We start from the raw sequence: 15329 nt of genomic DNA, 5'->3' as shown, positions 1-15329 counted from the left end.
GAGTCCCATCAGCGCTGCAGCCCTGCCGCGCGACCGCGCTCGACGGCCGGTCCGATCGCCGCGACGAGCCGGTCCACGTCCTCGGGCGTGGTGGTGTGGCCGAGCGAGAAGCGCAGCGAGGAGCGCGCCTGCTCGTCGGACTGGCCCATCGCGAGGAGCACGTGAGAGGCCTGAGGTACGCCGGCCGAGCACGCCGCACCGGTCGAGCACTCGACCCCGGCGGCGTCGAGCAGCATCAGCAGCGAGTCGCCCTCGCAGCCGGGGAACGCGATCTGGGCGTTGTTGGGCAGCCGATCGCCGTCCAGCGGCGGACCGTTCAGGTGTGTGTCCGGCACCTGGGCGAGCACCTGCTCGACCAGTCGGCCGCGCAGCTCACCGACCCGGATCGCGTACGCCTCCTGCTCCTTGACCGCGAGCTCGACGGCCGCCGCGAAGCCGGCGATGGCCGCGGTCGCGTGGGTGCCGCTGCGTACGTCTCGCTCCTGGCCGCCACCGTGGACCAGTGCGGTCAGCTCGAGCTCGCGGCGCACGACCAGCGCGCCCGCACCGACCGGGCCGCCGAGCTTGTGGCCCGTCAGCGAGAGCGCGTCGACACCGCTGGTCGCGAAGTCGACCGGCACCGCGCCGACCGCCTGGACCGCGTCGGTGTGGACCGGGATCCCGTACTCGGAGGCGATCGCAGCGATCTCAGGGACGGGCTGGAGGGTGCCGACCTCGTTGTTGGCCCACATCACCGAGATGACCGCGACCGAGGCCGGATCGCGCTCGATCGTCTCCCTCATCGCGGCCAGATCGAGGCGACCGGTCGCGTCACAGCCGACGAGCTCGACCTCGGCACCTTCGGTCGTCTCCAGCCAGTGCAGCGGGTCGAGCACGGCGTGGTGCTCGACGGTGGAGGACAGGATCCGAGTGCGCGCGGGGTCCTGGTCGCGGCGGGCCCAGAAGGCGCCCTTGAGAGCCAGGTTGTCGGCCTCGGTGCCGCCGGAGGTGAAGACGACCTCACCAGGGCGGGACCCGAGCGCCGCGGCGATCCGTTCGCGGGACTCCTCCAGCACCCGTCGGGCACGGCGTCCCGATGCGTGCAGCGAGCTCGCGTTGCCGACCAGCGCCAGCTCCGCGGTCATCGCCTCGATCGCCGCCGGGGCCATGGGCGTGGTGGCGGCGTGGTCCAGATAGACGGTCCGGGGGTTCATCGTCTACCAAGGGTACGGCGCACCTGGCCTCCCCCACGAACCGCGGGCCCCACGGGCGGACCGTGCTCAAGCGGCAGCGATCGCACACCCGATCAGCACGGTACGAATGAGCTGCTCGGCAGCGTCCTCGACCAGCTCGTATCCCTGTGCCACTGCCACCGACAGCGGCATCGGGACGTTGAGGATGGAGGTGTAGGAGCCGATCCCGACCTCGTGGACGCCGCCGGCACCTTCACCCACGCTGCCGGCCAAGGCGAGCACCGGCTTGCCTCGCAGCTTGGCCCGGCGGGCGACCTCTGCGGGGATCTTGCCGCGCGGGGTCTGGAAGTCGATCGCCCCCTCGGCGGTGATCACCAGGTCGGCCTCGGCGATCAGCGCATCCAGGTCGACGTGGTCGAACATCACCTCGAACCGCGGCATCAGCGTCGCCCCGAGGCCGCCGGCCAGCCCGGCACCCAGCCCTCCGGACGCACCGGTTCCGGCTCCGGTACGCAGGTCGTGGGCGCGATCGGGATGACCGTCGCGTTCGAGCACGCCGGCCCAGACGCTCAACGCCCGGTCGAGCTCCCCGACCTGTTCGGGGGTGGCGCCCTTCTGGGGCCCGAACACCCTGGCCACGCCTTCGGCGCCGGTCAGGACGTTGTGCGGGTTGCAGGCCACCAGGATCTCGACCCCGGCCAGCCGGTCGTCGAGGCCGTCGATGTCTAGACGGGCAGCTCCGGCGAGGGCGGCACCACCTCGCCGCACGTCCCTCCCGGTGGCGTCGCGAATGCGCGCGCCGAGCGCCTGGAGGGCACCCGCGCCGCCGTCGCAGGTGCCTGAGTCGCCGCAGCCGACCAGGATCCGCTCGGCTCCCTGGTCCAGTGCGGCCAGGATCAGCTCGCCCACGCCGTACGTCGTCGTCGCGGCCGGGTCACGGTGACCGTGCGGCACCAGTGAGAGCCCGGCCACGGCGGCCATCTCGACCACCACGGTGCGCCGGCCGTCACCGCCGAGAACACCGATGTGGCTCGGCACGACGTCGCCGATCGGACCGGTGGCAGGGACGGGTACGAGATGGCCTCCGGTGGCCGCCGCGAGAGCCGCCGCGGAGCCCTCGCCGCCGTCGACCAGCGGGGCCAGGTCGATCCGGGCACCGGGGAGGGCGCGGCGTACGCCTGCTCCGATCGCCTGGGCGACCTCGTCGGCCGAGAGGCTCTCCTTGAAGCCGCTCGGTGCAATCAGGATGCGTTGCGGGACAGCGACGGTCATGACGTACTCCTAGGTTGGGCGGGTCTGGTTGGGGCGGGCGGGCGGGAAGGGTGGGTCAGGTGAGCGGGAGCCCGAGGTGTGGCCAGAGCCAGAGGGCGAAGGTGAGCACCAGCACGGCGTGCAGCGGCATCAGCACGCGGGAGAGCCGGAACAGGTCGGAGCGGTCGTAGGTGTCGATGCCGTCCACGCGGGCGAAGACGGTCACCGGCTTGGCCGATGCCGGGAGGGTGTGGCAGAAGCCGGCGGCGGCGGTCGAGGCGAACGCCGCGGCAGCGGGTGCGAGACCGGCCGCTGGCGCGAGCGCCACCACGATCGGGACGAGGACCGAGGATCGCGCCGAGCGTGACTGCACGACCAGGTGGAGCACGGTGGAGAGGACCACGACGACGGCCAGGAAGACGACAGGTGGAGCAGCGCTCAGCGGCTCCAGCACGCGGCCGGCCAGCCAGGCGGCGGCGCCGGAGTCGATCAGCGCGGTGCCGAGGGCGAGGGTGGCGGCGAGGAAGAGCAGCAGGCTCCAGGGCACCTCCTTCAGAGCGGGGCCGATCGCGACGACGCCGCATCGGGGTGCCGCGACGGCGAGTGCCCCGAGGAGCGCTACGACGGCCGGAGAGATGCCGTGCAGCGGCTCGCTGATCCACAGCGCGACGGCCCCGGCGAGCACGACCAGGGCACGGAGCTGGACCGTAGTGAGCGGGCCGGTGAGAGGGCCAGTGAGCGGGTCGGTGGGTCTCGACAGGCTCGACCACCTTTCATCGACGAAGTCGTCGGGCGTGATCTGGACTCTGGTCGCGCGATCCTCGCGGGTGGTGAACATCCACAGCAGGAGCTCGGCGGCCAGGTGGGAGGAGACGACGGCCAGCGGCAGCCCGGGCAGCAGCCAGCCGACGTACCCGATGCCGGTGCCCGTCGCCGCCGCCAGCGCCTGGCTGGTCAGCAGATGGGCGCCGGCGCCGAGCAGCGAGCCGACCGCCGAGAGCAGGATGACGGTCGGGAACAGCAGCGCCAGCGCCTTCACCAACCGCCGGCGGGGCGCCAGGACCGAGGCGAGGGCGACGAAGACCGGCACGGCGAGCACCGCCCTCGCGGAGGTGGACGGCACCACGTACGCCGTCCCCACCAGCCCCACGGTGAGCAGATGGACCAGCTGGCGGGGGTTCCGGGCGCGTACGGCGAGGGCGACCGCTGCCCTGGTCGCCAGTCCGGTGCGGGCGATCCCGGCCGCCATCACGAACGCGCCGAGCATCAGCCAGATCAGCTCGCTGCCGAGGGCGGCGAAGAGGTCCTCCGCGGGCAGCACACCGACGACGATCAGCGCGATGACCGCCGCCAGCGAGACGTACGTGTCGTCGAGGCCGCTTCCCATCCACGCCCACACCGCGGCGCCGAAGACCACCAGGGTCAGCAGGGCCGGCACGCTCGGCGGATCGGCGCTGCGGTGGCCCACCTGCCAGGCGTACGCCCCGGCGATCGCCACCACCGTGGCTCCGGCGACGACCTGGGCGGTGCTGCTCATCCGGACGACCCCTGACCTCTCTGCGCCCGGGGCGTTCCCGACGACACCGAAGACGATGTCGGTCGTCCGTGAGATCGTGATGATGAGCAGATGAGAGCGTTCTCATCAGGCGGCGCCGAGGCGCTACCTCGCGTTCACCTCAGATGCCTAGGTTCGTGACATGTCCCAGGAATTCCGCGAGTACATCGACAACCTGATCACCGAGGGCCACACGATCGGTGAGGACCACGACGACGACCCGGTGCTCCTGGACCCGGCCGGCAGGGCCGTCGACACCTGGCGCGAGAACTACCCCTACGACGAGCGGATCGCACGCGAGATCTACGACGAGCAGAAGTACCTTCTCCAGGTCGAGCTGCTGAAGTTCCAGCGCTGGAACGACCGCGTCGGCGGAAAGCACGTGCTGATCTTCGAAGGCCGGGACGCGGCCGGCAAGGGCGGCACGATCAAGCGGTTCATGGAACACCTCAACCCCCGCTACGCCCGCACGGTGGCGCTGTCCAAGCCGTCCGACCGCGAGTCGCAGCAGTGGTTCTTCCAGCGCTACGTCCAGCATCTGCCCACCGCCGGCGAGATGGTCCTCTTCGACCGATCCTGGTACAACCGCGCCGGTGTCGAGCGGGTGATGGGCTTCGCCTCCGACGAGGAGTACGAGCAGTTCATGCACCAGGTGCCGCTCTTCGAGCAGATGCTCGTCGACTCCGGCATCACGCTCACCAAGTTCTGGTTCTCGGTCGCCCGCTCGGAGCAGCGAACTCGCTTCATCATCCGCCAGATCGACCCGGTGCGACAGTGGAAGCTCTCCCCGATCGACGTGCAGTCGCTGGAAAGATGGGACTCCTACACCGCCGCCAAGGAGGAGATGTTCCGCCGCACCGACACCGACTGGGCGCCCTGGACCACCATCAAGTCCAACGACAAGAAGCGCGCCCGCCTCAACGCGATGCGCCACTTCCTCGCCAACCACGACTACGACGACAAGGACACCGACATCATCGGCTCCCCTGACCCGCTCATCGTCCAGCGTGGCGTAGAGGCCGTCGACGACTGAGCCTCGGCACCCTCGGTCACCCTGACCACGTCATCCGCATCAGGTACGCCTCGATCACGTCTTCGAGTGCCGCGGCCTGGTGCTGACTCAGAGGCAGAACCGACTCGTACGCCGCAACGAACGCGCCGCGCACGTCGGCCGGCGTCGGTGACCAGCCGTGATAGCGGGTCCCGAGGAGCACCGCGGCCTGGGCAAGGTCGTCTACCCGCCGCCGGTACCTGGCCTCCTCCAGATCCAGCACCGCCGCGATCCTGCCGTCTGCCCACAGGACGTTGGCCGATCTGAAGTCGTTGCCGACCAGCTGCGTACACGGCGCCTTCGGCTCCCCGGCGGGAATCGCACCCGGGTATTCAGCCATCGCTGCGTGCATCGTCGCGAGCATCTCTCCGGCCGCCTGCACCTGGGCGGGGTCGGCGATATCCAACAGGTCTCCGTCGACCACGTTCTGCAGACCGAGCGAGAAGCCACCGACCTCGACCTGGACCCTGCCGTCCCTCGCCGGCTGCGGAGCCGAGACCGGCACTCCGCGCTCATCGAGCCACGATGTGAGCCGTGCGATCGCCGCCAGACGGGCGAACACCGCCTGACGCATCGACCACTTGGCGATCATCCGCCGCCCATCGACGACGACCCATGCCAAACAGTTGGCATCGCTGATCACCAGTCGCTCGCAGGCCTCCACCCGAATCCCCCAGTGATCGGCAAGTACGCCGCTCAGCCAGTCGGCCGCCTCACCCTTGGACACGAAGCCGAATCGATCCGTCAGCGCAGCGGCCGGATCAGCCGACTCCCACAGCATGCTGATCGGCGGCTTCGCGTCTTGGGGGTCCGACATGGGGCGCAGTCAAGCACGTGGTGTGCCGGTGATCGGGGTGTCACGTGCTGCTCTTGCTTGTTGGGTTGGGGCCGCCAACCCGTTATGGATGGTGTTCACGCCGGCCCCCGGAGTCAAGGACGGCCTTCGGCCGCCGGCTTCGCCGGTCGCCTTCGGCGATCCTTGACACCGTGATCCGGCGAGAAATTTGGCTGGCTATCGGGTCGGCGGCGGGGTGTGGCGCAGCAGATTCAGTTCGGCACGGGCTTGAGGGTCGTGGCCGGTGTGTGCTGCTGGGCGCGGGAACCGGGTCGCGGGTGCCTACGCCAGTGGGCGACACCTTGTGAATCGATCACAGGGCCGTCTGAGCCGGGCGGACGACTCGTAGGGCGAGGCTTTCCCCCGCACAGGTCCACATCGAGGGCCCGAGCGGAGTAGGCGTGGCCTGGGGCAGGCGAAGGTGCCCGCCCTGGCGGGGCATTGACGGGTGGGTTCTCACACTGCCGCGGTTTAGCGCCGACGAGTGAACCTGACGGTGCCATCCGGCAACCGCTCATGAACATAGGCAGGGTTGTGCGCCAGACGATGATGATGCGGACACAACAGGACCCCGTCCTTCAGATCCGTCTTCCCGCCAGCAGCCCAGGGTTCTAGATGGATGCTCCTATGCATGTCAAGCGGCGGGTTCGTGCTCTGCGGCTGGTTTGTTGAGGTCTGTCAGGAGAGCGCGGTAGAGCTCGCGGACGGCCGCGCGCTTGAGGCATCGGATGATCTCGCTTTTGGTCTTTCCTTCGGCGGTGCGGCGGGTGACGTAGGCCTTGGTGGGTTCGTGCCATCGGAGCCGGTTGATGATGATCATGTGAATCGCGGAGTTGGCTCTCCGGTCGCCGCCGCGGTGGAGTCGATGCCGGGTTGTGTTGCCGCTGCTGGCTGGGATCGGGGCGACACCGCAGAGGCGTGCGAGTGAGGCCTCGGTTGAGATCCTGTCGCGGTTCTCTCCTGCGGTGGTCAGGAGTTGCGCAGCTGCTTCAGGTCCGGCGCCGAAGACCTGGAGCAGGGCGGGCGCTGCGTGTTGAACGAGTTCTGTGAGTTGCTGGTTGGCTTCCTCGATCTCTTCATCGAGAGCTTGAACGCGCCGTGCGAGTCGGCGCAGCATCGTCTTGGCGATGACTGTCAGCTCCCCGGACTGGGTTGAGGTCGTTGGTCGCAGGCGTAAGCAGCGGGCAACCAGTGCGGCGCGGTTGAGCCCTCGCAGCTGTTCGCGCAGTGGTTCGGGAGCGGAGTAGATCAGGCCGTGCATCTGGTTGATCGCGGCCTTGCGTGCTTTCGAGGCGCTGCGCCTGGTGGTTTGGATCATTCGGATCGCTTCTACGTTCCCGTTGCGTGTCTTGGGGACCGTGGTGGCCATGCCGGCCAGCACGGCGCGCGCAGCATTGATCGCGTCTAGAGGGTCCGACTTGCCCTGCAGATACCGGGCCTGACGGTTCGCGCGGACGACCTCGATGACGACCACGTCGCGGCTGGTGAGGTACCGGGTGAGCCCTGCTCCGTAAGACCCGGTTCCCTCGACCCCGACCGCTTCGACCCTCCCGTACCGCTGCAGCCACTTGAGGGCTTGGGCGTAGCCCTTCGCAGTTGCTGGGAACTCGCTGTCGCCCAGCAACTTCCCTGTTCGCGCGTCGAGCGCAGCGCAGTGGTGAGTGGCGCCGTGGGTATCGACGCCGCCGATCACCTCGCGATCCTCGCTTCGATTCGTCATGCTGGTGATGCCGTCCTCTCCTCGTCGGGTGGATGGACAGACCACCGGCATCGCCAGGGCGGACAACACAGAGATGGGCGTGTTCCTAGCAGGCTCCTATCAAGTCACGCCCAGCGTGCCGGTGGTCTGACAGCACGCCACCTCGTGCAACGGTCGACCAATCCATTTCAGGACAGGCGCGCTTCATGCTCGCGCCGTCAATGAGCGCTCAGAGTCAGGCCGCCACACGAGATGACGCACCGACATCCTCTCTATGGGCATCGCACCACTCCGGTGGCATGTCACAGCCTTCGGCTTGGCAGCACTTCTGCTGCAACCGGAGTGCTTTGCGCTGGATCGGCACGAAGAACCTGCTGCCTCGACCGACATCGAGGACCTCACTGTCCCCGCCCAACACCCAGGGGATGATGGTCGCGTTGCATGCCATCTTGCGGGCTTCGGCTGCGGTGATGGTGGTGCCGTTGGTCTCGTCGTAGCCGAGGGTCGCGGTGCCGAGTTCCTTGCGGAGCTCCTCCAAGCTGATCACCACGTTGACCACGGTGGCGTCACCACCGTGGCGGGGCAGCGCATTCGGGTCGATGGTCTCGATCAGCCGGGCGAAGCCTTGTCCCATCATCCGCTCCCACGGCGGGAGCGGGGCGCCTTTGTCGACCAGCTGCTGCTTGCGGGGTTGGGCGTAGGCCTCGACCAGCCGTTTGAAGCGCATCCCGATCGAAACAGGGAGGACACCGTCGAAGCCGATGGTGCCGTCGTGGTTGTCCCAGACCCGCAGGGCGGTCTTCTGCTGGGCGCGTTCCTCTTCGGCGAGGAGTGCTTTGGCTTCGGCTGCCTCGAACCGGGCGGGGTCGACCTCGAGCAGGATCCGTTTGCCGACGACCCGCAGTTCCTTGGCTGTGAACTGGGTGGCGTACTCGACCAGCAGCTTCTCAGCGAGAACCAGGTCCTCGGGAGTGGCGACCGGGTCGGTCTCGACCTTGTCGAGGGCCTTGGTGATCACTCGGGCCTTCGCTTCAGAGACGACACCGGCAGCGAGGCCGGCGGCGACCAGCTCGTACTTCGTCACCGCGTTGGCGAGCTTGATCTGCGACCGCGCGGCACCTTTGTCGACCAGTAGCTCGGCGCGCATCCAGGCGGAGGCGTCCTTGTCGCCGGTCTCTGCGGCGATGTCACCCGAGGCAGCCAGCACCCGCAGCGTCAACGCCGCTTGTTGGGCTTGGAGCTTCTCTACCTTGGCGAGGAAGTCTTTCTTCTGGCTGGTGCGCCAGTAGGTCGGGTCCATCGCGAGGAGATCGTGGAGGGAGGTTTCGATGGCAGCAAGAGCCGACTCGATGACGTCGGCGGGGTTGGTGCCCCAGTGGTCGATGCTCATGGCTGCTACCTCCCTTCAAAGGTGTGTCGTAGTGCCTCTGATTCTACTCCGACCAAGCGCTCTTGAACACCTATTTGTGCAGGTCAAATACGCTTTTAGTGGCGAGCGAACGACATCAAGCCTGTGGATGATAAGTGGCCCGAAGGGCCACCCTCCCGCCCCTTCAACCTCATCCTTCCCAAGCAAGATTCCTCCGCGCCACACCCGGGCCGCCGCCCCGATAGCCAGCCAAATTTTTTCTCGACGTGGTCCGGTGTCAAGGACCGCGTAAGCGGCCGGCGGAGCCGGCGCCCGGAGGGCGTCCTTGACTCCGGGGCAGGTCGAGAAGACCCTCGAAGAAGGGTCGGCGGCCCTGTCCGGCCTTCGGGTGGGACGATCCGGCAGGGAGCTGTGTTGGTCTCGACACGCCTCCGCCTAGCGGCTCCGGCGGCTCGAACAGCGGGACGGCGCTCGACCAGCGGAGGTCGGGTCTCGACAAGCTCGACCACCGGGCCCGCACATCCGCTACCGTCCAACCGCATGAAACCCCTCGGTGCCGTCCCCTGGCCCCCGACACCGATCGTCACCGAGCGCCTGACCCTCCGCGAGACCAGGACCGAAGACAGACCAGCACTGGTCGAGCTGCTCTCGTCCGAGACCGTGCAGGCATACCTCGGCGGCCCGCAACACACCCGCGAGCAGCTCGAGGAGCTGATCCCAGCGGACCCGAACACGCGGCCAGGCATCTTCGCCGTTGAACGCGAAGGCGAGTTCATCGGAAGAATCACGGTCCAGCGCCGGGAGAAGGCATGGGCGCACCACGTACGCGACGAGGGCGACGAGGTGGAGATCGGCTGCGAATTCCTACCCACGGCGTGGGGCGCGGGTCTCGCGTCCGAGGCCGTCCGGGCCGTGCTCGGCTGGATCGACGCGACGCTCCCCGGCGAGCCCGTCGTCCTCACCACCCAGGTCGCCAACGAGCGTTCGCTCCGCCTCGCACGAAGACTCGGGTTCGTCGAGGTCGAGCGGTTCACCGCGTACGGCGCGGAGCAGTGGTTCGGCCACCTCGAAGGTCGGCCCTAGTCGTCGGTCTCCAGGATGTTGGCGGTCCACAGCCCGAGAACGATCGGGAGCAGTACGCCCCAGCTCGGCTGGAGATCGGCGAACCCCTCGGGCGGGTCACCGATCACGATCAGCCAGCACGACAGCGTCACGACGGACCCGACACCGGCCGCGATCCCGGCGGCGAGGCGGGCCGCACCGCCCCGCTGTACGGCGAGGACGATGGCGAGCACCGGAGCCGAGACCACGAACAGGAGCGCTACGTAGAGCGCGATCGCGAGCCAGGCGAACGATGCCGGCAGACCGTCGGAGGCGTCTTGCGCATCCGCGATCCACTGGATGGCCGCCCAGATGTTGAGCTGACGGTCGAGGTCCGCGTCGTCGTCGACCAGCCGCACCACCGGAGACGCGAGGGTCGCGACCATCAGCGCGAGCACACCGAGCAGCTGCGTACGTCGCAACCGCGAGGCGGTCTCCTCGTTCCCGCGAAGCGCAGAGCGAATCAGACCGTCCGAGTTGTTCGTCACGGCCGCAGGCTACCCCTCAGGAGAGCCGAGGTAGGCGACCAGCGCCAAGTGGTCGGACCCGGGAACCTCGACCGTCTCGGTCGCCAGCGCGACCAAGGAGTCACCGATGAGCACATGGTCGATCGCGGTCGCCGGCGGCAGAGGTACGCCGGCGAACCCCTCGGCCGGCCAGGTCGGCTGCCAACCGGCGTTGCTCGCCCGGGCAGCGTCCTGCAGGTCCGCATCGTCGAGCAGTCGCCGGGTCGTGTGGTGGTCGAGCGACGCGTTGAGATCTCCCAGGAGGAGGTCCGGCTTCTCCGCAGCCGCCTCCTCGATGATCAGCTCCTGCTCGGCAGGCCACACCGCGAGCGTGGGCGGGGCGGGATGGGCGACGACGACCCGCCACTCCCCCACGTCGGCCGCCCACGACCCCATCGACGTCTCGATCCGGCGTGCCTTGGTGATCGGGCGGTCGGCGAAGAGCATCGTGCCCATGGTGCCGGGTGCGGCCTGACCGGCTCGGTAGGGCAGCTGGTCCCCCAGTGCCGCCGTCAGCTTCCCGAGCGCCTCCGCGGTGATCTCCTGGACGGCGAGCACGTCGACCTTGTTGGCTCTCACCGCATCGACCACCGCGTCGATGTCGCCCTTGCCCTCCAAGAGGTTGGTGGTCATCACCGTCAACGGCTCGCCGGCGCTGGTCGCCCGGGAACCGGCGTAGAACGGCGCCTGCCAGGCGACGTGCACCGCGAGCAGCAGCGCGACGACCCCGGCGACGACGGCGAGCCTGATCCGACCACGACCGGCGGCAAGCAACACCAGGACGAGGATCGCGACCAGGCACAGGGCGTACAGGACGACGCCGAATGGCGCGAACGCAGCCAGTCGCACCGCCCGAAGATCCGTGCTCGCCAGCGCCCGGGAGAGCGTGATCGCCAGCGCGGGCAGGCCACAGAGGACCAACACTCCCCAAGCCAGCGCCAGCGGCACCCACCGCGCCCGGCTCAAGCCGCCACCTCGCTCACGTCGCCACGCCCGTAGCGCAAGCGCCAGAATACGAGCCCGGCGACGTGTTCATCCTTCGGTTCACTCGCTTACGCTCGCTCACAGGACGACCAGGTCGTCGCGGTGGATGACCTCTCGAGCGTACGCAGCCCCCAGGTTGGCCTCGAGATAGCCGGAGGAGCGCCCGGCCAGTCGCGGGATCTCGTCGGCGTCGTAGTTCACCAGACCGCGAGCGACGGCCGCTCCCGAAGGGTCGACGACATCGACCGGGTCGCCGGCGCGGAACGCGCCCGAGGAGCCGGTGACACCCGCGGCGAGCAGCGAGGCCCCGCGGCGACTGATCGCGGTGACCGCGCCGGCGTCGACGGTGATCGAGCCGACCGGCTCGGTGGCGTGCTGCAGCCAGAGCAGCCGCGCCGGCCGCCGCCTGCCGACGGCGTGGAACAGGGTGCCGACCGGCTCGCCCGCCAGCGCCGCCTCGGCCTGAGCCGCCGAGGTCAGCACGACCGGAACGCCGTCGTCGACAGCGATCCGGGCCGCCTCGAGCTTGGTCACCATTCCGCCGGTGCCGACCCCGGCGGCCCCGGCCTTGCCGGTGGTCACCCCGGCGAGGTCGGCCGCCGAGGCGACCTCGTCGATCCGCCGTGAGCCCGGGTGGGAGGGGGGTGCGTCGTAGAGCGCGTCGACGTCGCTGAGCAGCACCAGCAGGTCGGCCTTGACGAGGTGGGCAACCAGCGCCGCGAGCCGGTCGTTGTCACCGAACCGGATCTCGGAGGTGGCCACCGTGTCGTTCTCGTTGACGATCGGGAGCACACCCAGGTCGAGCAGCTTCGACAGCGTCGCGTCGGCGTTGCGGTAGTGCGCCCGCCGGTTGAGGTCGTCGACCGTGAGCAGCACCTGGCCGGCGATGATGCCGTGCCGGGCGAGCTCCTCGGTGTAGCGGTGCACCAGCAGTCCTTGGCCAACGCTCGCCGCCGCCTGCTGCTTGGCCAGCGCCCGGGGACGCTTGGCCAGCCCCAGCGGCGAGAGCCCGGCCGCGATCGCCCCGGAGGAGACCAGCACGACCTCGGTGCCGGTGGCCCGGGTCTTGGCGAGCACGTCGACGAGAGCGCTCAACCGGTCGGGGTCGATGCCTCCCGAGGCCGTGGTCAACGAGGACGATCCGACCTTGACCACCACCCGGCGTGCCCCGGTCACGACCTCGCGCTGCACCTATCCCCCTCGTACGTCAGCCTGTGCTCCTGCTGCGCCGGATCCTACCGGCGCCGACGCCGATCTCTCCGCAGGTTTCCGCCGGTCGGGCGGAACCGCTACTCCCCTGTGCGCTGTCCCGAGTCCGCGGCCGGGTCGTTCTCGGCCCAGTCGTTGTCCGGGTCGTCCTCGCCGCCGATCTCGTACGAGACCGGGCCGGCGCCGTCACGCAGCCGCCGAGCGATGTCGGCGCGGGCTTCGTACTCTTCCTTGGTCTCCATCCCGGCGTCGATCTCGCGTCGCCGGGAGGCGGCAGGCCGCTCCTCGTAGAAGCGCTGGTCCTCGCCGCGACGGCCGAGCATCTCGGCGCCGGTGTCGATCGAGGGACGGAAGTCGAAGACGACCGAGTTCGCCGGGTCTCCGATGATGACGGTGTCGCCCTCCACGGCCCCGAGCTCGACCAGGCGCTTCTCGACGCCGAGCCGGTTGAGGCGGTCGGCGAGGTAGCCGACGGCCTCCTCGTTCTCGAAGTCGGTCTGGCGCACCCAGCGCTCGGGCTGCGGGCCGCGGACGAGGTATTCGCCGTGCTTCGAGATCTTGACCGTGAAGCCGTTCTTGCCCTCCACACCTTCGGGGCGCAGCACGATCCGGGTCGGTGCGACCGTGGGGACGTCCTTGCGGGAGGCGGCGACGATCTCGGCCATCGCGTAGATCAGCTGCTGGGTGCCCTCGCCGGAGGCGGCTGAGATCTCGAAGACCTTCATCCCCCGCTTCTCGAACTCGTCGATGGTCATCTCGGCGATCGCGCGACCGTCCGGGACGTCGACCTTGTTCAGCGCGACCAGCCGCGGCCGGTCCTCGAGGCCGCCGTGACGGGAGAGCTCGTTCTCGATGACGTCGAGGTCGTCGATCGGGTTGCGGCCCGGCTCGATGCTCGCGGTGTCGATGACGTGGACGAGCGCGGCACAGCGCTCGATGTGGCGCAGGAACTCGTGGCCGAGGCCTCGGCCGTCGGCAGCGCCCTCGATCAGACCCGGCACGTCGGCGACGGTGAAGGTGATGTCGCCGCCCTTCACTACGCCGAGGTTGGGCACCAGGGTGGTGAACGGATAGTCGGCGATCTTCGGCCGGGCCCGCGAGATGGCCGCGATCAGCGACGACTTGCCGGCGCTCGGGAAGCCGACCAGGCCGATGTCGGCGACGACCTTGAGCTCCAGGCCGATCTCCCGTGCCTCGCCCGGCTCGCCGAGGAGCGCGAACCCGGGGGCCTTGCGCTTGGAGGAGGCCAGGGCCGCGTTGCCGAGCCCGCCACGGCCGCCCTCGGCCAGGACGAGCTCGGAGCCCGGGCCCACCAGGTCGGCGAGCACGTTGCCCTGCGGGTCGGTCACAACGGTGCCGTCAGGAACGGTGAGCACCATGTCCTCGCCGCGGGCGCCGTTCTTGAAGTCGCCCGCAGCCTGGCCCCCGTTGGCGGCCTTGCGCTTGGGGCTGTGGTGGTAGTCGATCAACGTGGTCACATCGGGATCGACGCGCAGGATGATGGACCCGCCGGTGCCACCGTTGCCGCCGTCAGGACCGCCCAGCGGCTTGAACTTCTCGCGGTGCACCGACGCCACCCCGTGCCCGCCGCGACCGGCCTCGACGTGGAGGGTGACACGGTCGACAAAAGTGGGTACAGCCATGGCTCCAGCCTACCGACGGTAGGCCCTACACCTGTTATCCGCGCGACGCAATGGGTTCCCAGGTGCAGACTGTGCGCATGCGTGTAGGAACAGTGATGTGGCCGATCGAGGACTGGCCGGCGATGGGCGAGCGTTGGGTTCAGGCCGAGCAGCTCGGGTTCGAGACGGCCTGGGTCTATGACCATCTGGCCTGGCGTGGGCACAGCCCCTGGGAGGAGGCGTTCACGTCGATGGCCGCCGCCGCGGCCCTCACCTCGACGATCCGGCTCGGGACGCTGGTGACCACCCCCAACTTCCGTACGCCGATCCCGACCGCCGCGGCGATCCGCAGCCTCGACCGCATCTCCGGAGGGCGCGTGACGATCGGCATCGGCGCGGGCGGCGACGACCACACCTCCGACGGAGACGTGCTCGGTCGGAAGTTCACGCCTCGCGAGCGCGCCGACCGGTTCGCGGAGTGGACCCGCACCGTCGACCGACTGCTGCGTGAGTCACCGGTCACGATCGACGGCGAGCACTGGCAGACCCACGAGGTCACCGTCTCCCCCGGCCAGGTCCAGCAGCCGCGTACGCCGATGTGGCTGGCCGGCAACGGCCCCCGCGGGATCCGACTCGCCGCCGAGGTCGGCGACGGCTGGATCGCCAACCCTGGTGGCGAGGACCCGAAGGCGTACGTCGCCCAACGGCTCGAGATGCTCCGCGCAGCCTGCGAGGAGGCCGGCCGGGACTACGCCGCGATGCCGAAGCTCTTCATGTCCGGGTTCACCGACGAGCCGTGGACCGAGTCTGCGGACGCGTTCGAGGACCTCGCCGGCGCCTACGCCGAGATCGGGATCACGGACATCGCGATCCACTGGCCCCGTGCCGGGACCCGGTGGGAGCTCTCGCAGCAGGTCTTCGAGGCGATCGCTCAGCGCGCGGCGAGACTCTGATCCTGAAATAGCCGAAGGGCGC

General features: G+C 69.4%; 13 protein-coding genes. 3 read left to right on the top strand and 10 right to left on the bottom strand.

The features are described 5' to 3' along the window. Window positions 1-8: 8 nt before the first annotated feature. The 3 genes from BJ988_RS04205 to BJ988_RS04195 form a co-directional block, all read right to left on the bottom strand. Complete coding sequence (locus tag BJ988_RS04205) at window positions 9-1193, bottom strand: cysteine desulfurase family protein (protein WP_179656861.1); 1185 nt, start codon at window positions 1191-1193, stop codon at window positions 9-11. Between the two features lie 66 nt (window positions 1194-1259). Continuing rightward, complete coding sequence (locus BJ988_RS04200) at window positions 1260-2444, bottom strand: glycerate kinase family protein (protein ID WP_179656860.1); 1185 nt, start codon at window positions 2442-2444, stop codon at window positions 1260-1262. 55 nt (window positions 2445-2499) lie between these two features. Then, complete coding sequence (locus BJ988_RS04195; RefSeq protein WP_179656859.1) at window positions 2500-3960, bottom strand: SLC13 family permease; 1461 nt, start codon at window positions 3958-3960, stop codon at window positions 2500-2502. A gap of 160 nt (window positions 3961-4120) precedes the next feature. Here BJ988_RS04195 and ppk2 point away from each other — a divergent pair, with 160 nt between their 5' ends. After that, a complete protein-coding gene (gene ppk2, locus BJ988_RS04190) occupies window positions 4121-5011 on the top strand; it encodes a polyphosphate kinase 2 (protein WP_179656858.1) in 891 nt (296 codons plus the stop codon). 16 nt (window positions 5012-5027) lie between these two features. Here the strand turns inward: ppk2 and BJ988_RS04185 are convergent, their stop codons facing one another. The 3 genes from BJ988_RS04185 to BJ988_RS04175 form a co-directional block, all read right to left on the bottom strand. Continuing rightward, complete coding sequence (locus tag BJ988_RS04185) at window positions 5028-5846, bottom strand: phosphotransferase enzyme family protein (RefSeq protein ID WP_179656857.1); 819 nt, start codon at window positions 5844-5846, stop codon at window positions 5028-5030. 652 nt (window positions 5847-6498) lie between these two features. Next, window positions 6499-7584, bottom strand: a complete 1086-nt coding sequence (locus tag BJ988_RS04180) for an IS110 family RNA-guided transposase (RefSeq protein ID WP_179656809.1) — start codon at window positions 7582-7584, stop codon at window positions 6499-6501. A gap of 214 nt (window positions 7585-7798) precedes the next feature. Beyond that, the gene (locus BJ988_RS04175) at window positions 7799-8953 is read right to left on the bottom strand and encodes a 13E12 repeat family protein (protein WP_179656856.1); all 1155 of its coding nucleotides are present in this window, start codon (window positions 8951-8953) and stop codon (window positions 7799-7801) included. Window positions 8954-9472: 519 nt separating this feature from the next. Here BJ988_RS04175 and BJ988_RS04170 point away from each other — a divergent pair. After that, entirely contained in the window at window positions 9473-10015 is a 543-nt protein-coding gene (locus tag BJ988_RS04170) for a GNAT family N-acetyltransferase (RefSeq protein WP_179656855.1), read from the top strand. On the opposite strand, the gene BJ988_RS04165 is transcribed toward BJ988_RS04170, so the two are convergent. The 4 genes from BJ988_RS04165 to obgE form a co-directional block, all read right to left on the bottom strand. Next, complete coding sequence (locus BJ988_RS04165) at window positions 10012-10521, bottom strand: hypothetical protein (protein WP_179656854.1); 510 nt, start codon at window positions 10519-10521, stop codon at window positions 10012-10014. The genes BJ988_RS04170 and BJ988_RS04165 overlap by 4 nt on opposite strands. A gap of 9 nt (window positions 10522-10530) precedes the next feature. Then, on the bottom strand, window positions 10531-11505 hold the full coding sequence (locus BJ988_RS04160) for an endonuclease/exonuclease/phosphatase family protein (RefSeq protein WP_179656853.1): 975 nt from the start codon (window positions 11503-11505) through the stop codon (window positions 10531-10533). A gap of 96 nt (window positions 11506-11601) precedes the next feature. After that, a complete protein-coding gene (gene proB, locus BJ988_RS04155; protein ID WP_179656852.1) occupies window positions 11602-12714 on the bottom strand; it encodes a glutamate 5-kinase in 1113 nt (370 codons plus the stop codon). Between the two features lie 98 nt (window positions 12715-12812). Continuing rightward, the gene (obgE, locus tag BJ988_RS04150) at window positions 12813-14375 is read right to left on the bottom strand and encodes a GTPase ObgE (protein WP_179656851.1); all 1563 of its coding nucleotides are present in this window, start codon (window positions 14373-14375) and stop codon (window positions 12813-12815) included. 77 nt (window positions 14376-14452) lie between these two features. Between obgE and BJ988_RS04145 the strand changes: the two genes are divergently transcribed. After that, the gene (locus BJ988_RS04145; protein ID WP_179656850.1) at window positions 14453-15307 is read left to right on the top strand and encodes an LLM class flavin-dependent oxidoreductase; all 855 of its coding nucleotides are present in this window, start codon (window positions 14453-14455) and stop codon (window positions 15305-15307) included. The last annotated feature ends 22 nt before the right edge of the window (window positions 15308-15329 follow it).

Source organism: Nocardioides panzhihuensis (assembly GCF_013408335.1).
In the GTDB taxonomy this organism is placed as follows: domain Bacteria; phylum Actinomycetota; class Actinomycetes; order Propionibacteriales; family Nocardioidaceae; genus Nocardioides; species Nocardioides panzhihuensis.
The sequence above is the reverse complement of the archived record's forward strand: the minus strand, read 5'-3'. Positions and strand labels throughout refer to the sequence as shown.

What these genes read in the sequence shown, in the direction of transcription:
- BJ988_RS04205 (WP_179656861.1), bottom strand. Translation starts at nt 1,193, where the DNA reads ATGAACCCCCGGACCGTCTATCTGGACCACGCCGCCACCACGCCCATG.
- BJ988_RS04200 (WP_179656860.1), bottom strand. Translation starts at nt 2,444, where the DNA reads ATGACCGTCGCTGTCCCGCAACGCATCCTGATTGCACCGAGCGGCTTC.
- BJ988_RS04195 (WP_179656859.1), bottom strand. Translation starts at nt 3,960, where the DNA reads ATGAGCAGCACCGCCCAGGTCGTCGCCGGAGCCACGGTGGTGGCGATC.
- ppk2 (WP_179656858.1), top strand. Translation starts at nt 4,121, where the DNA reads ATGTCCCAGGAATTCCGCGAGTACATCGACAACCTGATCACCGAGGGC.
- BJ988_RS04185 (WP_179656857.1), bottom strand. Translation starts at nt 5,846, where the DNA reads ATGTCGGACCCCCAAGACGCGAAGCCGCCGATCAGCATGCTGTGGGAG.
- BJ988_RS04180 (WP_179656809.1), bottom strand. Translation starts at nt 7,584, where the DNA reads ATGACGAATCGAAGCGAGGATCGCGAGGTGATCGGCGGCGTCGATACC.
- BJ988_RS04175 (WP_179656856.1), bottom strand. Translation starts at nt 8,953, where the DNA reads ATGAGCATCGACCACTGGGGCACCAACCCCGCCGACGTCATCGAGTCG.
- BJ988_RS04170 (WP_179656855.1), top strand. Translation starts at nt 9,473, where the DNA reads ATGAAACCCCTCGGTGCCGTCCCCTGGCCCCCGACACCGATCGTCACC.
- obgE (WP_179656851.1), bottom strand. Translation starts at nt 14,375, where the DNA reads ATGGCTGTACCCACTTTTGTCGACCGTGTCACCCTCCACGTCGAGGCC.
- BJ988_RS04145 (WP_179656850.1), top strand. Translation starts at nt 14,453, where the DNA reads ATGCGTGTAGGAACAGTGATGTGGCCGATCGAGGACTGGCCGGCGATG.